Below are 17,388 nucleotides of genomic sequence, written 5' to 3'. Positions count from 1 at the left end.
TGTTTACCGACGTAAAAAACGCCCGGCACGCCCAATCACTTTCTTATCCCGACCATAGCTCATGACACCGTTAACCATCACGGCTTCAATCCCCGCTGCTGGCTGCTGTGGATGGCTAAAGCTCGCCACATCGCGCACGGTTTCAGGATCAAACATCACTAAATCAGCATAATAGCCGCATTTTACCAGGCCGCGCTCGGCAAGCTGGAAACGTGCCGCCGACATGCCCGTCATCTTATGCACCGCCACCGTCAATGGGAATAATTTCTCGTCACGGCTGTAATGGCCGAGCACGCGAGGGAACGCGCCCCACAGGCGCGGGTGCGGCATCGGATCGTTTGGCAATCCATCAGAACCGACCATCGTCACCGGGTAACTCAACACGCGTCGCACGTCCTGCTCGTCCATGTTGTAGTAAATCGCCCCTGCGGGCATCAGCCGTTTCCCTGCCTCAACCAGCGTCATCTCCCAGCTTTCCGCAATTTGCTTCAGCGACTGTCCGGCGACTTCAGGATGCGTCTGCGACCAGGTAATGATGATGTCGAAATCTTCGGTAATTTGTTTCACATCCAGCGTCGATGAGCTGGCGGAATACGGGTAACAATCGCAGGAAACATCCTGCTGCTGGCGAACTTTATCGAATAATTTCAGCGTTTCGACTGTGCGCCCCCAGTTCTTCGCCCCGGCACATTTATGGTGCGAAACCACCACCGGCACTTTACCGTGGCGGCCAATGCGGAACGCCTCGTCGAGCGCCTCGAGAATCGGTTCAAACTCAGAGCGCAAGTGAGTGGTGTAAATCCCGTTGCCCGCGGCCAATTCTTCCGCCAGCACCATCACTTCTTCGGTGGTGGAATGGAATGCGCTGGCGTAGGCAAGGCCGGTGCTCAATCCCAGCCCGCCTTGTTGCAAGGCCAGACGGAGCTGTTCTCGCATCGCGCTAATTTCCTCACGCGTGGCTTCGCGGAACAAATTGTCCATATGGTTATTGCGCAGTGCGGTGTGACCAATCAGCGTGCCGACGTTAACAGCGGGTTTCGCCTGCTCCACCGCCTCTGCGTAGGCGGCAACCGTTGGGTAGATAAATTGTGCCGCGTCACCGAGTAAGTTCATCGGGTCCGGCACACTGCCTTTCATGGTCGCTGTTGCGGCACTGATTCCGCAGTTGCCGACAATCACCGTGGTGATGCCCTGGCTGATTTTCGGCAAGTACTCCGGCATACGGATCACGTTGATGTCATCGTGAGTGTGGACGTCGATAAAACCGGGAGCCAACACGCGGCCTGTGCCGTCGATTTCATGATGCGCCGATTCGCTAATCGACGGCGCGATTTGTGCAATCCTTTCGCCCTGCACCGCCACATCAGCGCGATACTCCGCGCCCCCGCTTCCATCGATGACGGTGACATTTTTAAACAAATAGTCGAACTTCATGGCTTCCTGACCCCCGTTGTGTTCTGGATTAAAGTTAACCATTTACAAGCGTAAAAAACAGTGGAAGACTACGCAAAATGCATATGAATTTATGATACTTTTATTCAATACAAATACACCATCAAGTTAATTAATAAATTAATCAACAACTTAAAATTGATACCGAGTCTGAAAGAAAAGTTAACCCCTAAGGAATAATGTTATGAAATACCATAAAAGTAACATCGTCCCACACAAATCTGCCACGCTATTTTCCCCGGCTAACATCCTCAATGAAGACGTTTGCCTGCCCGCTGCGATTGTCAAAAAAACGGCTCTTGAGAACAATATTCAGTGGATGCAGCGTTACGCTGATACCCGCGGCGTGTCGCTGGCCCCGCACGGCAAAACGACCATGACGCCGTGGATCTTCCAGCAACAACAGCAAGCGGGAGCCTGGGCGATTGGCGTGGGTAGCGCCTGGCAAGCGAGCATTGCAATGGTCAGCGGAATCAAGCGCGTATTGATGGTTAACCAACTGGTTGGCAAAGCGAATATGCAGTTGGTTTCGCAGCTCAAAGCACACTATCCCGACGTCGATTATTTGTGTTGTGTTGATAGCGTTGAGAACGCAAAAACTCTTTCCGCCTTCTTTGCCGCACAAAACCAACAACTCGATATTTTGCTGGAACTGGGCGTGCCCGGTGGGCGCTGCGGTTGCCGCACGGCGGAACAAGCGCTGGCGTTAGCCGAAGAAATCTCTGCGCTTCCGGCGCTACGTTTACGCGGGCTGGAACTGTACGAAGGCGTGCTGCATGGCGAAAACCCACAGCCAAAAGTCGAAGCACTGCTGCGTGAAGCCGCTGCGCTGGCCTGCAAACTCGAGCACTATGTCGACGGGGAATTTATCCTCACCGGCGCGGGTTCCGTCTGGTATGACGTGGTCTGCAATGTCTGGCTGGAAGCGAAGAAGCCAGCGAACTGCCGTGTGGTCATTCGCCCCGGCTGCTACATCACGCATGATGCGGGGATTTATCAGGAAGCGCAGGACGAATTAATGGCACGCGACAAAACGGCCTGTGATCTAGGCGGGGATTTGGCTTCCGCGCTGGAACTAGTCGCCATGGTGCAATCGGTGCCGGAGAGCGACCGCGCGATTGTGAATTTCGGCAAGCGCGACAGCGCCTTTGATGCCGGATTACCGCAACCCATCGCCCATTATCGTGCCGGTAAAGCGCTGGAAAATGCCGCTGATACTATCGAAACGACCGGAATTATGGACCAGCACACGATGCTGAAACTCAAACCAGGTGCCGATGTGCAGGTGGGGGATATTCTGGTCTTCAGCACCTCGCATCCGTGTCTGACATTCGACAAATGGAAAGCGCTGTATCTGGTGGATGATGGCTATCAGGTTCTGGAAACCTTAGAAACGGCGTTCTGATCCATCAGAACAAATGTCGGATTAGCGTCAGCGACATCCGACAATTTTGCCAATAACTCAGCTATCAATCCCTTCGCACAGCAAATCAATCACTAACAATGCGCCGTACCGCGTGTCTTTAAGCGGCAGATGAATATCTTCGCGATGGATAAACGCACCCACTTCCTGGCCGATAATCACTAACTCAGCCCCCAGCCGACGCGCCTGATGCGACGCCGCAATCAGCGAGTTTTCTGGCGCACTTGCGGCGAAAATAACCAACACCTGCCCTTTCCCCAGCATCGAAGCAGTGATACTCATCATCGCTCCATCCTGGCAAATATTGGCCGGATAACCCTGAGTCAGCAGGCGATATTGCAACAGGCTGGCAAAGGGCGTATCGGCCGCGCTGGCGCTAAAAATATGCACCGCCTTCGCCTGTTTTAACCGTGCAATCGCCTGGTTCATCGCGGAGGGCAGCAGTTCGCACAACTGGGAATTTAACGCATGTTGCACATTGCCCAGTTTTTCGCGCCACGGAGCAGGCATATCGCCCGCAGAAACCGGCGTGCTGGCTTGCGCCAGTTTCATGCGCAAATCACGAATATCGTCGCAGCCAGCGGCGCGAGCAAAACGAGTGATGGTAGCCGGGCTGACGCCTGCCGCCGTCGCGAGTTGATCGATGGTTGCAGAAGCCGCAAACGAGACATCTTCAAGAATGGTCTGCGCGACGCGCGATTCCTGCTGGCTGAAGTCATTCAGGCGATGGCGGATCTGGCCGAGAATATCGCTGCTACTTTCGCGCCCGATGGAGTGCGAAAAGCGCTTGAGTATTTCGCTACCCACTCCGGCATTTTTAGCCAGCGCTTGCAGAGTGCTGGGATCCATCCAGGCCGCATCACCCAGCATCGGCGCGGCTGGCGTTTGCTGGCTGCTCTCCTGCTGTTGGTGGCGCACCTGGCCGATAAAATCATTGATATTGTCACAGCCAATGCTCCGGGCGAAGTGCTGCAATGTTGCCGGGCTGACACCCGCTTTGGCCGCCAGCTCTTCCATCGTCGCGTCTGGGATCTGCGCAAAATTGTCGAGGAAAAAGCGCGCAAGCCGTGATTCTTGCGCGGGCAGACCCGATAACCCATGCACCAGTTGGTAAACAATATCCATAACAGGAGGTGTCCTAATGTCGGCATTTTCTGCTCGTTAAAGGCATCATAAATTATTGAAATTATTTTTCAATCCATCCAGCCAGATGAGCTTCTTTTCATCGTTTTAATTATCAGTGAGTTCCATTTTTCTTATACAGATCACATTTTCACCCTGTTGTGCCTTGCCTGAGCAATTATCCAACTGCGATCACACTCATGAAAATAATTTTCATACATGCTAATTAAAACGGCTAATGTATGAAATATGTTTTCAAACGAGAGGATTGTTGTAATGAAAAAAATCATGTTGTGTTGCGCTGCGGGAATGTCCACCAGCATGCTGGTGCAGAAAATGCGTGCCGAAGCGGCAAAGCGGTCAATGGACGTTGAAATCGAAGCGTTTCCGGTGGCTGAAATTGAAAACCAACTTCACCACGCCGATGTGGTGCTGCTTGGCCCGCAAGTGCAGTTTGAATTACAACGCCTGACAGAACTTTCCACCCCGCGAGGCTTGCCTGTGGCGGTGATAGACATGATGGATTACGGCACCATGCGCGGTGACCGCGTGCTGGATAAAGCCATTCAACTGATGGCCTGAGGCCCGCGGAGAACAGCATGAAAATTACCGTTGTTGGCGGGGGAAGCAGTTACACCCCGGAATTGATTGAAGGTTTGATTGAGCGCCACGTTTCACTGCCAATGGCGGAGCTGGCACTGGTGGATGTCGAAGCCGGTCGCCATAAAGTTGATATTATCGCCGCCCTCGCCCGCCGTATGCTGGATCGTAATGGCCTGGAAGCGGTAAAAGTCTCGGTGCATTTTGATGCTGACGAGGCGATAAAAGGCTCCAGTTTTGTCTTAACGCAATTGCGCGTCGGGCAACTTCCCGCGCGCGCCGCCGATGAACGTCTCGGTTTAAGCCACAAGCTGCTCGGCCAGGAAACCACGGGTGTGGGCGGTTTTGCCAAAGCGCTGCGTACCATTCCGGTGATGATGGATATTGCGAAACGCGTGGAGCGCCTGGCTCCCGACGCATGGATTATCAACTTCACCAATCCGGCTGGCATTGTGACCGAAGCGGTTTCGCGCTACAGCAAGGCCAAAATTATCGGCCTGTGCAATGTGCCCGTCACCATGCATCACATGATTGCCGATATGCTGAAACTGCCTCACGACAAAGTGTCGCTACGTTTTGCGGGCCTGAATCATATGGTTTGGGTACATAAAGTGTTGGCCGACGGACGCGATGCCACCGACGAAGTGATCGAAATGCTGTGCGACGGCGAGCAGCTTTCCATGAACAATATTAAAGCGATTCCGTGGCCTGCGGATTTGCTGCGCGCCCTGCGTGCTATTCCCTGCCCGTATCACCGCTATTTCTGGCAAACCCGCACCATGCTCGAAGACGAACTGGCAGATGCAGACACCAAAGGCACGCGTGCCGAGCTGGTGATGAAGGTGGAAGAGTCGCTGTTTAAGCTGTACGCCGACCCGAATCTGGATAAAAAGCCAGAAGAACTCAGCCAGCGCGGCGGATCGTTCTATTCCGAAGTCGCGGTGCAATTGATCAATGCGCTGCACAATAATCTCGGCGTTGAAATGGTGGTCAACACCGCCAATAACGGGGCGATTCAGGGCTTGCCGGACGACGCAGTAATCGAAACCAATTGCCTGATTGATGCCCTGGGCGCGCATCCGCTGGCCTTTGGCAAATTGCCGCTGCTGATGAATGGCCTGACGCAGCAAGTGAAAGATTTTGAACGCCTGACCATAGAAGCCGCGGTTCACGGCGATAAGCAAAAAGCGCTGCTAGCGTTGGTCGCAAACCCGCTGGTAGCTGATGTCAATCTGGCACAAACGTTGGTCGAAGAAGTATTAAGCATTAACAAAGCGTGGTTACCGCAGTTCAATCAGTAATGGCTTTTCACCAAATATAAAAACAATACCCGGCGCTAAATCCTGCGCCGGAAAGGGGGTGTCTGTGTCTGTGAGTAAATCTATTATCGAAAAATACGTGCTGCCAACCGCGCTTAAAATCGCCGGGCAAAAGCACGTGCTGTCGGTGCGTGACGGTATCATTCTGAATATGCCGTTTATGCTTATCGGCTCGTTTTTCCTGATTTTTGCCTATCTTCCGGTGCCCGGATACGGGCAGATGATGACCAACCTTTTCGGCCCAACGTGGCAGGAAAAGGTGCTCTACCCGGTTAAAGCGACTTACGACATCATGGCGCTCATCTCCGCCTTTGGTATCGCGTATCGCCTGGCAGAAAAATATCGCACTATCGACCCGCTAACGGCAGGCGCAGTGTCGCTGGTGGCGTTTGTGATGACCATTCCGCAGCATATTATGTTTACTCCGGCAGCGGGTGGCGCGGCGCAACTGGTGAAAGGCGTGATGCCTATGGGCCAGATTGGCAGCCAGGGGCTGTTCGTGGCGATTATTATCGCCCTGCTCTCCACCGAAATTTATCGTTTTATTCACAACCGCAACCTGGTTATCCGTATGCCGGAAGGCGTGCCGCCTGCGGTGGCAAAATCGTTCCTGGCACTGATTCCTGGCTTCTGCGTTTTGGCGGTGGTTCTGGCGCTGCGCCTGTTGGTTGAAGCCACCCCGTTTGGCGACATCAACACCATGATTACCGATCTGGTTGGCATTCCGATGAGCCATGTTGGCGGCTCCTTGCCTGGCATGATTATCTCGGTATTGCTGATTGGGATTTTGTGGATGCTGGGCCTGCACGGCGACACTATCGTGCTGGTCTTTATCCGCCCGGTCTGGTTGAGCAATATGTCTGAAAACCTGGAAGCGTTTCAGAACGGCCTGCCGATTCCGCACATTATCACGCAGCAATTTTACGACTTGTGGATTGCCCCTGGCGGCACTGGCGCGTTGTTAGGTCTGGTGATATTTATGCTTATCCGCAGCCGCAGTGCGCAGATGAAACAGCTCGGTAAAATCGCAGCCCCTGGCAGCCTGTTTAACATCAGCGAACCGATGGTGTTCGGCATTCCAATCGTCATGAACCCGTATCTGGTGGTGCCGTTTATTCTGACGCCAGTGGTATTGGTGATTGTTTCTTACATCGCGATGACCACTGGACTGGTGGCAAAACCTGTGGGGATCGCCCTGCCGTTTACCACGCCAATTGTGGTCAGCGGATACCTTGCAACCGGCGGGCATATTTCAGGTTCGATACTGCAAATTGTGAACCTCGGGATTTCGCTGGTGATGTATTACCCGTTCTTCCGCATCTGGGATAACCTGAAATACCGCGAAGAGCAGGCGAGTAAATCACAGAAAGAAGCGACGGTTACACCGGTTACTGAGCAGATCACGTCTTAGTAAAATAGTTTCGTAGGGGGGATAAGCGACAGCGTCATCCACCAAAGATGTGCCAGCTGCCGGATGACGCTACGCTTATCCGACCTACTAAAAGCTCGTGGGCTGTCTCACGGGCTTTAAAATTGCCTTCGCCATCGCCTCCCCCATTTCTGCCGATACCGTCAGCCCCTGAACGAAAGGCTTGTCGTGCATAAGATAAGGCAACGCGCCAAACGCAATGCGCCCCCGCACACTGGCAGGTTCCAGTAACGTGTAGTCGTCCCCGACCTCAGGAATGTCATCGCCAGTGGTTTCAAGTTGCTTGCGTAGCGAAGGAAACGGCAGGTCTTTCGTTTTTAATGCTTTCTGTCCGCGCGCGTCGATAAAAACGTCAAACTCATACACATTTTCATCGGTCGAAATCACCGTCTGGCGCTCTTTAATGTCCAGCTTATAATCCTGCCCGAGAGCGAGAATGCTGATAATCCCGGCTTCGCGCAATGCCAGTAATCGACGAATAGATTGCGAGGGGATCGCCGCATAATTATCAATAAACACGCGCGCCAGCCCGGCATTGAACCTTTCGCTATCCCGCTCATTAAGATGCGGCACAATTTCCTGAACGGCTTCATGCAAACGCAGGATGGCGTACCGCCAGGGCACGGTCTTGCGATCGCGTTTGTTGCGTTCAACTTCTTGCAGGTTGGACTCCGCCCAGCGAAACGGGCCGTTCTCATGGCGATCGGCAAACCAGGCCTCGGTAAAACTATCCGCATCGAGCGTTTCCAGCGAAATATGCGCACTCCATGCCGGGTCGGCCTGTTCAATTTCTTTTTTCACCAGCTCAAAAACCCGGTCGAGCAGGCCATTTTCGCCGTTGGCAATTTCTTGTTTAATCGCCTGTTCAGTCACAATAGCCAGCGGTTCATAAGGAATCGGACAGTAGAAATCAGCCTCCGGCAGAATGCCCGAGCGCGACATCAATACAATCTTAAGCCCCTCGCATCCCTGGTCTGGCCTGAATTCAATCTTTTCGTCGTCGGTTTCTACGAAATCACCATGCTGAATCACCACCGCCATTGCCGCATCAATGCCGCTAAGAGAGGTGCCCATAATGCCCACTTTGCACGCCGGAATTTTGGCCTCCATCAGCCCGGACCACGGACTGGGGAAGAAAGTGCGCACCGTCGGGTCTTCTTCAGGCCAGACGTGGCCAGTGGCAATCACAACATGTTCAAAGAGTGCTGATTCCGGGCTGTTTTGCGCCCACAATCTGACGCCATCTGCCGCCACTTCAAGGTCCGTGACCTGGCAAGACTCATGCACATGGATATCAAAACCCTGTTTTCTGGCTTGCTCGACCAACTGCAAAAACTGGTCGCGGAAATATTCCCCCAGCAAAATACGCGGCAAAAATTGCCGAATATGCAGGGAAGAATGCTCCACACCATATCGAGCCAGATAGCTTTCACTTCGGCTTCTGAGCCAGTCAATGTAGGTCGAAAAAATGGGCGGGATTTCGATACTGGCGATATTGGCCAGCATCATTCGCGAGTTCTCTTCATCGCTGTAAGGCATGCCCACACCGGCTTCACGGGCCTGTTCGTAGACAGCAATAGACAGCGGTTCGTTATGTTTAAGAAGGGAGTAAAAGGTATAAATCCCCGTTGGCCCTGCACCGATAATGGCAACCTTTCTCATCAATCCTCACCCTTTTATCCCACACACATTCCTACTTTGAGATTAGGTTCACTCGATGATTTCTGGCAACTTATCTGCTGCACAAAGTCGTTTTACCTGGCATGGATTCCCTGCCGCGATGACGCCTGCGGGAATATCGTGCTTCACCACGCTGCCCGCACCAATCGTTGAGCCATCGCCAATGGTCACGCCGGGCAAAATAATGCAGCCCCCGCCAATCCAGACATCATTCCCAATCGTGACCGGACGTGCGCTGCCGATATGTCGATTGCGGGTTTCAGGGTCGAGCGGATGCTGCGCGGTATAAACCTGAACATACGGGCCAATAAAGACGTTATTACCGATAGTCACTCGAGCGCAGTCGAGTAAGACAAAATTGAAATTGATAAACACGTTATTGCCGATATGCGTGTTGCATCCGTAATCAATGCGCATCCCTTTTTCGAAATGCACATTTTCGCCGACGCGGCCAAATATCGTGCGAACCAGGCGATCTTTTTCCGTTACGTCGCGAGCGCTCAACGCATTGAATTCATCCACGTTATCGCGGGTTCGGTAGCGAATTTCAATTAATTCCGGGTCATTAATATTGTAGCTTTCACCGCTGACCATTTTGTTAAATGCGCGCATCAAAAATTCCTCACAGGTTGGTGAGGTTGTTAAATCACATTTAGAGAAATAATGAAATTAGCGCACCCGGCAAATGGAATTGTCAGCACAAACGTCAATATATTCAGTTGGTTCGCACAGGGAAAATGTTAATTTATTTTGCCTACCTGCTTGCGAATATGGTGCTGTAACACCGCCAGCATACTCGCCCCGGATAAACCAATCATCAATGCGCCATTGACGGCTTCCAGCGGGCCAAGCAGTTTCCATTTCGCGCTCATCACGATATCGCCGTAACCCAGCGTGGCAAAGTTGACGCCCGAGTGATAAACCGCCTCTTGCAGATTGGAAAATTCACCCAGCCAGAGGAACAATATTCCCCAGAGCATGATTTGCAGCAAATTGCCCATCAGCACGATAATGATAATTCCGAAGAGCGCCAATACACCCACCAGCATGCCTTCGCGCTGGTGAAAGTGTTTGATATAAAAACGAATACACCAAACTGACACCACCGATTGCAGCAGCATATTACACAGAATGACCGGCATTCCCGTGAGCAAAACCAGTAACATTTTAATCTCCAGACCAGGTTTCGACGGCTGGACGACTACGCAAGTGCCAGCGTTCAAGAACCACCACACACGCCCAACCGTAGAGGGCAACCGCAATGTATAAAGAGCAACGCATCGCCGACGCCAGCCAGACATCTTTACCCGAAGCGCTGTCCTGAATGGCGGGGCCAAACAGAATCAGGCAGGTAATCCAGGCGTTACTCCAGAAAGAAGGTGTAAATCGACTGATAACCAGCCGCACCAGGCGCCGCGCCACCCACAGAGTCATCAGCGCCGTCAGTAATACCAGCATTAATAGTGAAGGCCAGATACTCAGCGCCAACCAGAGCACCGCTGCGAGTAACGCGCCCATCACCGTCGAAAACACTAATTCTCGCCCGGCTTGCTTTGCCACCAGCGTGTTGGCCTGTTGAGCCAGCATCACGGTTTTCATCACCGCCGGGATATAAAACGCCGGGTTGCTGAGTGCCAGCAGCCACACCGGCAACACAATAACCACCGCACGCAGGGCTAACCTGTGCGGCGACTCAGGCGCAAGAGCCACTTTCGCGCTCCCGGCAGGCGTGACTTGCGGCGGGAATAACACCAGCGCCAGGCGATTAACGACGGAGCCGATAATAATTCCCAGCCCCATCATTTGGGCGATGCCTATCGCCAGCGACTGCTCGATAAGCCCGGCAATCGGAATAATGGTTACTGCGACTATCAAAAGCATGGCCTGCGTTGACTTCCCACGCAGCCCCATCAGCATCAGCCAATAGAGCAGCAGCGCCGTAAACAACATTGCGGGTAACGGGTAATGTGTCAGCAGCGGCACCATCAATACCCCGCCAATCATGGTCGCCATCAGCATTAAGCCGACGATCACCCCTTTTTTGATGGGTAACGGTTTGCCCTGGCAAAGCACAATCCACGCCATGATGCAGCCCAGATGGGGCATGGGCAGAGCGAGGCCGTAACACGCAAACGTGGTGATGCCGATGCCAAACCCAATTCTCAGTACCGCACGGTCTGCGTTATGCATGGCCCACCTCAGTAGATATACGAGAACCAGCTCATTAACCGTATGTAAATGCTACCGAAGAAGCTCATCAAACCGCCGCCGTTGGCGTAAACCAGCACATCAGCCTGTCCGCCAACGCGAAGGTTTTTGACCGGAGGGAAATCGTCTTTCACAAAGGCAATCTTGACCGGGAAACGCTGGGCCTGACGCAGCCAGTCACGGTTATTGTCCACCGTCGGTAAAACGCCTGCGGGCTGGCCTGGAGCCGTACTCACGCCATAGCCGATACTGCGCACCTGTCCTTTGAAAATGTGACCGGGCAGGCTGTCGAGCAAAATCGCCACTTCATCACCGGCATTAATATTGCCGATGTTATTTTCAGTCATATCCGCGCTAATCCAGACATCACTCATCGCAACCAGCGTCATCACTGGTGCTCCAGCCCCAAGAAACTGGCCGATATCGGTGTTTAAATCCGTGACCAGGCCGCGGTTGGTCGCCACAACGACGGTATTTTTGCGGTCGAGTTCCGCTTTATGTACCGCAGAACGCGCACTCAGCAACTGCGAGTTATTGTCCCCGGCAACGCCCGCCGCTTCAGTCGCCCGACGCACATCTGCCGCTGCCGCCGCCATTTGGCTGCGTGCGGTTTCGCGTGTCGCTTGCGCCACCTCGAGGCGACGAACGGAAATGGTACCGGGATCTTCACGATACAAACGCTCCTGGCGTTCAGCATCTTTCGCGGCATTTTGGTAGGCGGCAGTGGCGGCCTGTAGCCCAGCTTTAGCCGCCATAATCGTCTCTTTATTCGCGTTGACGGAACTGAGCACCGTTTCATAATCCGACCGCGCTTTTGCCAGCGCGATGTCGTACGGTTCCGGGTCAAGTTCAAACAGCGGGTCGCCCGGGGCGACTTCCTGATTATCAACCACGTAGACCTTCTGAATTTGCCCCGCCACCTCAGCAGAAATCGGGATGACAAATGCCTGGATTCTGGCCTGCGAAGTGTAGGGCGTGAGCCGGTCCGCCGCTAAATACCAGCAGAACAACACCACAATCGCCACCAGCAGAGTGATCACGCCACGACGGCTAGCTTGCCCTGCCGGGGATGAGGATTCGGTCATTGCTGTTTACCTTCTGTAGGCATGGTTTTTGGGGGATGCGTTTCTGGTGGACGCGTTGCAGGCGGCAAAGGTTCGTCCAGCAAAGGCACCCAGTCTTCTCGCTGGCGTAAATGAGCCTCGGTTTGCGGGTCAACCAGCGGGCGCTCTCGCCCTTTCTCCCAGCCGCCACCGAGTGCTTTGTAGAGGGTGATCAAATCGCGCATCAAGGCGCCCTGGCTGTTAACCAGCCTTTCCTGTTGATTAAACAAAGCCCTTTGAGAGTCCAGCACGCGCTGAAAATCAGCCATACCTTCGCGATATTGTGTGTTGGCAATCTCAAGTGAGCGGCTCGCGGCCTCGCCGGTTTGCGTCAGCAGCTCGATTTCCTGCTTATCATTGGCATAAGCGACGGCGGCGTCATCAACATCGCGCGCGGCCTGAAACACCGTATCCCGATAGCGTTCATGCAGTTGCAGGAAACGCGCATCCTGCACTAACACCTGGTTCCCAAGACGCCCCTGGTCGAGCAAATTCCAGCTAAACGTTGGCCCTGCAACCCAGGACAACGTGCTGCTGTCGCCGTTGCGCCCGCTGATGCCAACGCTGCCAATAAGTGAAATCGAAGGATAAAGCTCAGTTTCCGCCACACCGATCAGCGCTGACTGAGCAGCCAGTTGCCGCTCGGCTACTCGCACATCTGGCCGACGGCGTAGTAAATCCGCGGGTAATTCAGAAACCAGAGCGAGATTCGCTTTCGGCAACACGCCGGTATTGCCTGCCATTTCTGGCAATGGGCCCGGCTTTCGCGCCAGAATCACGCTAAGTGCGTTTTGGTTTTGCCGCAGCGTGGTTTCAAGCTGTGGAATACTGGAAAGGGTTGAAAGATATTGTGTTTTCGCCTGCTGCACATCCAGCTCCGCGCTGTTGCCACTCAGGAACAGGCGTTCCGTGATTTGCAGGCTCCGGCGCTGGATTCTGGCGTTGCTGTCGGTGATCGCCAGCCGGGCTTCCAGGGTGCGGATGTTCATATAAATTTGCGCAACCTGTGCCGCCATCAACACCTGAATATCGTCGTACTGGGCAAGCGTTGCGAAATAGCTCGCATCTGCCGACTCCACGCCACGCTCGAATTTACCCCAGAAATCAATTTCCCAGCCCAGATTGAAACCCGCGCCATAAGTGGTGCTGGCGATATATTTGCCGTTGCGCTGCTGCCCGCCGGTGAGCACTTCGCCGTTCCCGATGGTGGCCTGCGGGCTGCGTAAACTCTCCGCAATGCCTAATTGCGCCCGCGACTCCAACAGACGCAGCCCGGCAATTTTGACGTCGGGATTTTTGCGCAAGGCTTCATTGATCAGCATCGTTAATGTCGGATCGTTAAGTTGCCTCCACCACTGGTCATAATTTTGCGCAGAAACCTGGGCAGACATGGTTTTCGTCGTCGGCTGCCATTGAGTGATTTCAGGAACTTGCGGTGTTTTATAGTCTGGCCCCAAAGTAGTACAAGCGGTTAAAACCAGACTGGCGCCTCCTGTTAACAGAAGACGCCTGATTCTCTCCTCACAGAGCATCTTGTCCGCTCAACGTTGGGCCAGAGGGGCCTTCATTGACCCATGCCATGAAGATTCGATAACCGATCGAAAGCAGCGTCGCACCGATAAACATACCGAGAATCCCGTTGGTTGCCATACCGCCCAGAGCACCCAACAGCACCACAGGCATGGGCACATCCACACCGCGTCCCAGCAGAACAGGTTTGAGCACGTTGTCCGCCATACCCGCGATAATCAGCAAAATGGTGAAGACGATATTCATTGCCGTTCCGTGGTCGCCTGTCATCCACATAATGGCGATTGCCGGAGCGGTAACGAGGATGACCGGCACCTGGGCAATACCCAGAATCAGCGCGAGGACGAAGAAAATCCCTACGGCAGGAATACCCGCAATCGCCATCACGATACCCGCTAACAATGCCTGAATGAACGCAACGCCGATAACCCCCATTGCCACCGCTCGAATCGTGCTGGTACACAGGCGAGTTAACGCCGGGCCTTTTCTTTCATCAGTGATACGTGTGGCGATATTGGTAGCACTCACCGCACCGGCTGCGCCCCAGGCCATCATGATTCCCGCCACAATAAACGAGAACACAAAGCCAATCAGGCCGCCGCTCATACTGGCGAGAATGGTCAGCACGTGGCGAGTGATTTCCCCTAATTGCGGGCCGTAGCTTTTCACTAAGCCGGGCAAATCCGTCGAGGCTTTCATCCACACGACATATATTTTTTCACCGACAACAGGAATCACCATCACGCGGTCAGAAGGCGGCGGGATAACCAGGCTATCGCTGCTCACCCGGGTAATCAGCGCACTCACGCTATCTCCCAACGAGGTGATCATAGCGATGGTCGGGAGTACGATAAGGAGCACGCCCAGCAGAACCAGCACTGTTGCCGCCAGCCCCTGCTTATTCCCCATGCGTGAAGCAAAACGTTGATGCAATGGATATAACGTTACCGCCAGAATAAGCGCCCACAGCAGCATATTCATAAAAGGTGAGATGACGGTAAAACAGAAAGAACCCAGGGCGAGGATTAATCCAAACTTGATGAACATATCGAGAAATCGGGCAACCAGCCTTTTCTCGGCATTCGAGGTATCATTAATTTCCATGATGACGTTATTCCAGGTGATGGTGACAATCGCACGTATCCGTGGGCAGCATAAATACTAAGCCCGCGAATTAACTCGTACTCCGTTAGAATAAGTTTCAACAACTTCAGTAATATAAAAGCATGAGATGTTTATTGAATGCCATCCGTTAATTGAGGATAGAATAAACAAGGGTTATTGCAATACGCGCGACTTACGGCAACAACGATCAACAGTTAAATATTCACCATAAAGCTAAAAAACCGATTCAATAAACAGATAGCAACAGAAATCTCAGCGCATATTCAACGCGTAGCCTATATCAACGCAATTTATTTTTTATTTATAAAAAAACATAATTTTTATATAACCATGCCAACTTACAAGGGCAGAACGGGTGCAGCCTTATTGTTTGTGACTGATTAATGACAAAAAAAAAGCACAAATGCTCCCTTCCCTAAAGTGGCAAGAAACAGTTCTTTGAACCATAGTCTATGGGTAAGGAAAACATTTATCTTCCATAATCAAAGATGAGGTTCGTCATGAAGATAGTTAAGGGCATGTTGGTAGCATTAACGTTGGGTGCAGTATCGTTTGGTGCGTTCTCTGCTGAGCTGTTGACGAAGGAAGCTTACAACGACCACAAAGATGAATATGTGAAAGTCGGCACTATCACCACCAGTGGCGAAACGTCACCGAGTGATGCAAAAGAAGAACTTTCTAAGAAAGCCGATGAGCTTGGCGGCAAGTTTTACGTTGTGACCTCTGCTGATACCGAGAATAAAATTCACGGCACCGCAGATGTATACAACAAGAAATAAGCGACACATCAGTTAATCAAAAATGGGCAACCTGTGCGTTGCCCATTCTGCCCTCTTCCAACGCTTCCCATGTTCTGATCGGCATAAATACCCTATACTTCGTCGTCCTGGGTGATTGATAACCCTGAATAACGCAGGTATCTGGGTACCTCTGATGTATATATCAACACGATTCCGAATTGTTCTTCACCTTTGTTCGTTTCTGGTCGTTCTGTACAGTTTGACCATGATCCCGCCAATGTTGTTGGCTTTAGTCGAAAAAGAACGCAGCCTGTTTGGGTTTCTTTATACCTTTATCATCACTTTTACTCTCGGAAGTGTGTGCTGGGCGGTGACCGGGCGGTCGAATATTCAGCTCGAAACGCGCGATGGTTTTATCATCATCGTATTGTTTTGGTTACTTTTTTCAGTAATCAGCGCCATGCCGCTGTGGCTTGATGACAGCTACAACGTCTCTTTAGCTGATGCGATATTTGAAGGCGTTTCAGGGATTACCACCACCGGAGCGACCGTTTTCAATGATGTTTCCCTTCTCCCCAAGTCGATACTTTATTACCGGGCGCAGCTAAATTTCGTCGGCGGTCTCGGTGTTATCGTGCTCGCGGTTGCGGTGCTTCCGCTGCTCGGTATTGGGGGGATGAAACTTTATCAGTCCGAAATGCCTGGGCCTTTTAAAGAAGAGAGACTCACCCCACGCCTTGCGGATACCGCCAAAAGCCTGTGGTTAACTTATTTACTGCTGGGCGGCGCATGTACTCTTGCGTACAAGCTCGCAGGAATGCCATTTTTCGACGCGCTGTGCCACGGCCTGTCTACTGTGTCATTAGGTGGATTTTCGACCCGCACAGAAAGCATCGGCTTTTATGATAGCTACGCGATAGAGCTGGTTGCGGGGGCATTCTCCTTGCTCTCAGCCATTAACTTCACGCTCTATTTTGTCGCCATCGCACGCCGCAGCATTAAACCTTTCCTCAAAAGTGCCGAGCTGCGATTCTTCCTGCTGGTCGCCAGTGTGGTGATTTTAATCATCACTCTCGAAGTCTGGCGAGCCGGAATGTACGCCCTTCCGGCCTCGTTCGTGCATGCCTTTTTCCTCACCAGCTCAATGATTACCGACAACGGGCTTTCTCCCGGCGATTACGCCTCGTGGCCGGTACACACCATCGTACTGCTGCTTTCAGCCAGCTTCTTTGGCGGCTGCGTAGGTTCAACCTGTGGTGGGATCAAAGCGCTGCGTTTCCTGGTACTATTTAAGCAGACACGTCATGAAGTACACCAGCTCGCCCACCCCCGCGCGGTGATGAGTATTCGCGTCGGAAATTCGCCGATAAACGACAGAGTGCTGCGCTCGGTGTGGAGCTTTTTCTTCCTCTACGTGGTGTGCACCTGTTTCTTTATCTGGATGCTCAACTTGCAGGGTTATGACTTATTAACCTCTTTCGCCACCGTTGCAGCCTGTATTAACAATATGGGATTAGGCTTTGGCGAGACTGCGGCAGGTTTTGGCACGTTAAGTGATAGCGCTAAATATTTGATGTGCGCCGCGATGTTATTGGGGCGACTTGAGATATATCCGGTGCTGATTTTATTCTCGAGGACGTTCTGGAGGAGTTAAAAA

15 protein-coding genes and 1 pseudogene are annotated in these 17,388 nt (G+C 52.6%); 7 read left to right on the top strand and 9 right to left on the bottom strand.

Annotated features, from left to right (window positions below; genetic code table 11):
* Nucleotides 1-3 precede the first annotated feature (3 nt).
* Complete coding sequence (locus AC0IWZ_RS04805) at nt 4-1,434, bottom strand: N-acyl-D-amino-acid deacylase family protein (protein WP_471680490.1); 1,431 nt, start codon at nt 1,432-1,434, stop codon at nt 4-6.
* A 31-nt stretch (nt 1,435-1,465) separates the two neighbouring features.
* Here AC0IWZ_RS04805 and AC0IWZ_RS04800 point away from each other — a divergent pair.
* Both AC0IWZ_RS04800 and AC0IWZ_RS04795 read left to right on the top strand, forming a co-directional pair.
* Nucleotides 1,466-1,564: pseudogene (locus AC0IWZ_RS04800) on the top strand (hypothetical protein); the annotation flags it as partial.
* Between the two features lie 72 nt (nt 1,565-1,636).
* Entirely contained in the window at nt 1,637-2,857 is a 1,221-nt protein-coding gene (locus AC0IWZ_RS04795) for an amino acid deaminase (RefSeq protein WP_471677997.1), read from the top strand.
* 57 nt (nt 2,858-2,914) lie between these two features.
* Here AC0IWZ_RS04795 and AC0IWZ_RS04790 read toward each other — a convergent pair whose 3' ends face one another.
* A complete protein-coding gene (locus AC0IWZ_RS04790) occupies nt 2,915-4,000 on the bottom strand; it encodes a MurR/RpiR family transcriptional regulator (protein WP_471680489.1) in 1,086 nt (361 codons plus the stop codon).
* Between the two features lie 273 nt (nt 4,001-4,273).
* On the opposite strand from AC0IWZ_RS04790, the gene AC0IWZ_RS04785 reads away from it, so the two are divergent.
* The 3 genes from AC0IWZ_RS04785 (at nt 4,274) to celB (ending at nt 7,327) form a co-directional block, all read left to right on the top strand.
* The gene (locus AC0IWZ_RS04785; RefSeq protein ID WP_034493908.1) at nt 4,274-4,579 is read left to right on the top strand and encodes a PTS sugar transporter subunit IIB; all 306 of its coding nucleotides are present in this window, start codon (nt 4,274-4,276) and stop codon (nt 4,577-4,579) included.
* Between the two features lie 17 nt (nt 4,580-4,596).
* Nucleotides 4,597-5,898 (top strand): 6-phospho-beta-glucosidase, encoded by a 1,302-nt coding sequence (locus AC0IWZ_RS04780; RefSeq protein WP_471678001.1) that lies wholly within the window; start codon nt 4,597-4,599, stop codon nt 5,896-5,898.
* Between the two features lie 64 nt (nt 5,899-5,962).
* Nucleotides 5,963-7,327 (top strand): PTS cellobiose transporter subunit IIC, encoded by a 1,365-nt coding sequence (celB, locus tag AC0IWZ_RS04775; protein WP_471678003.1) that lies wholly within the window; start codon nt 5,963-5,965, stop codon nt 7,325-7,327.
* An 87-nt stretch (nt 7,328-7,414) separates the two neighbouring features.
* Here celB and AC0IWZ_RS04770 read toward each other — a convergent pair whose 3' ends face one another.
* The 7 genes from AC0IWZ_RS04770 to AC0IWZ_RS04740 form a co-directional block, all read right to left on the bottom strand.
* On the bottom strand, nt 7,415-9,007 hold the full coding sequence (locus AC0IWZ_RS04770) for an FAD-NAD(P)-binding protein (RefSeq protein ID WP_471678005.1): 1,593 nt from the start codon (nt 9,005-9,007) through the stop codon (nt 7,415-7,417).
* 48 nt (nt 9,008-9,055) lie between these two features.
* Nucleotides 9,056-9,637, bottom strand: a complete 582-nt coding sequence (locus tag AC0IWZ_RS04765) for a sugar O-acetyltransferase (RefSeq protein ID WP_471678007.1) — start codon at nt 9,635-9,637, stop codon at nt 9,056-9,058.
* 128 nt (nt 9,638-9,765) lie between these two features.
* Complete coding sequence (locus AC0IWZ_RS04760; RefSeq protein ID WP_471678009.1) at nt 9,766-10,191, bottom strand: ion channel; 426 nt, start codon at nt 10,189-10,191, stop codon at nt 9,766-9,768.
* A gap of 1 nt (nt 10,192) precedes the next feature.
* A complete protein-coding gene (locus AC0IWZ_RS04755) occupies nt 10,193-11,215 on the bottom strand; it encodes a DUF2955 domain-containing protein (RefSeq protein ID WP_471678011.1) in 1,023 nt (340 codons plus the stop codon).
* An 8-nt stretch (nt 11,216-11,223) separates the two neighbouring features.
* Complete coding sequence (locus AC0IWZ_RS04750; protein ID WP_410372287.1) at nt 11,224-12,318, bottom strand: HlyD family secretion protein; 1,095 nt, start codon at nt 12,316-12,318, stop codon at nt 11,224-11,226.
* Entirely contained in the window at nt 12,315-13,868 is a 1,554-nt protein-coding gene (locus AC0IWZ_RS04745) for an efflux transporter outer membrane subunit (protein WP_471678013.1), read from the bottom strand. The genes AC0IWZ_RS04750 and AC0IWZ_RS04745 overlap by 4 nt, the downstream gene beginning before the upstream one ends.
* Nucleotides 13,858-14,970 carry an AI-2E family transporter gene (locus AC0IWZ_RS04740; RefSeq protein WP_034493899.1) on the bottom strand — a complete coding sequence of 371 codons (1,113 nt, stop codon included), beginning with the start codon at nt 14,968-14,970 and terminating at the stop codon, nt 13,858-13,860. Before AC0IWZ_RS04740 ends, AC0IWZ_RS04745 begins: the two co-directional genes overlap by 11 nt.
* A gap of 521 nt (nt 14,971-15,491) precedes the next feature.
* Here AC0IWZ_RS04740 and yahO point away from each other — a divergent pair.
* Both yahO and AC0IWZ_RS04730 read left to right on the top strand, forming a co-directional pair.
* A complete protein-coding gene (gene yahO, locus AC0IWZ_RS04735) occupies nt 15,492-15,770 on the top strand; it encodes a DUF1471 family periplasmic protein YahO (RefSeq protein ID WP_034494561.1) in 279 nt (92 codons plus the stop codon).
* 154 nt (nt 15,771-15,924) lie between these two features.
* Nucleotides 15,925-17,385 carry a TrkH family potassium uptake protein gene (locus AC0IWZ_RS04730; RefSeq protein WP_034493898.1) on the top strand — a complete coding sequence of 487 codons (1,461 nt, stop codon included), beginning with the start codon at nt 15,925-15,927 and terminating at the stop codon, nt 17,383-17,385.
* Nucleotides 17,386-17,388: the final 3 nt, after the last annotated feature.

Source organism: Buttiauxella sp. AC142, assembly GCF_979253435.1.
Note: the sequence above shows the minus strand (reverse complement) of the source record. Positions and strands in the feature narration are given on the sequence as shown.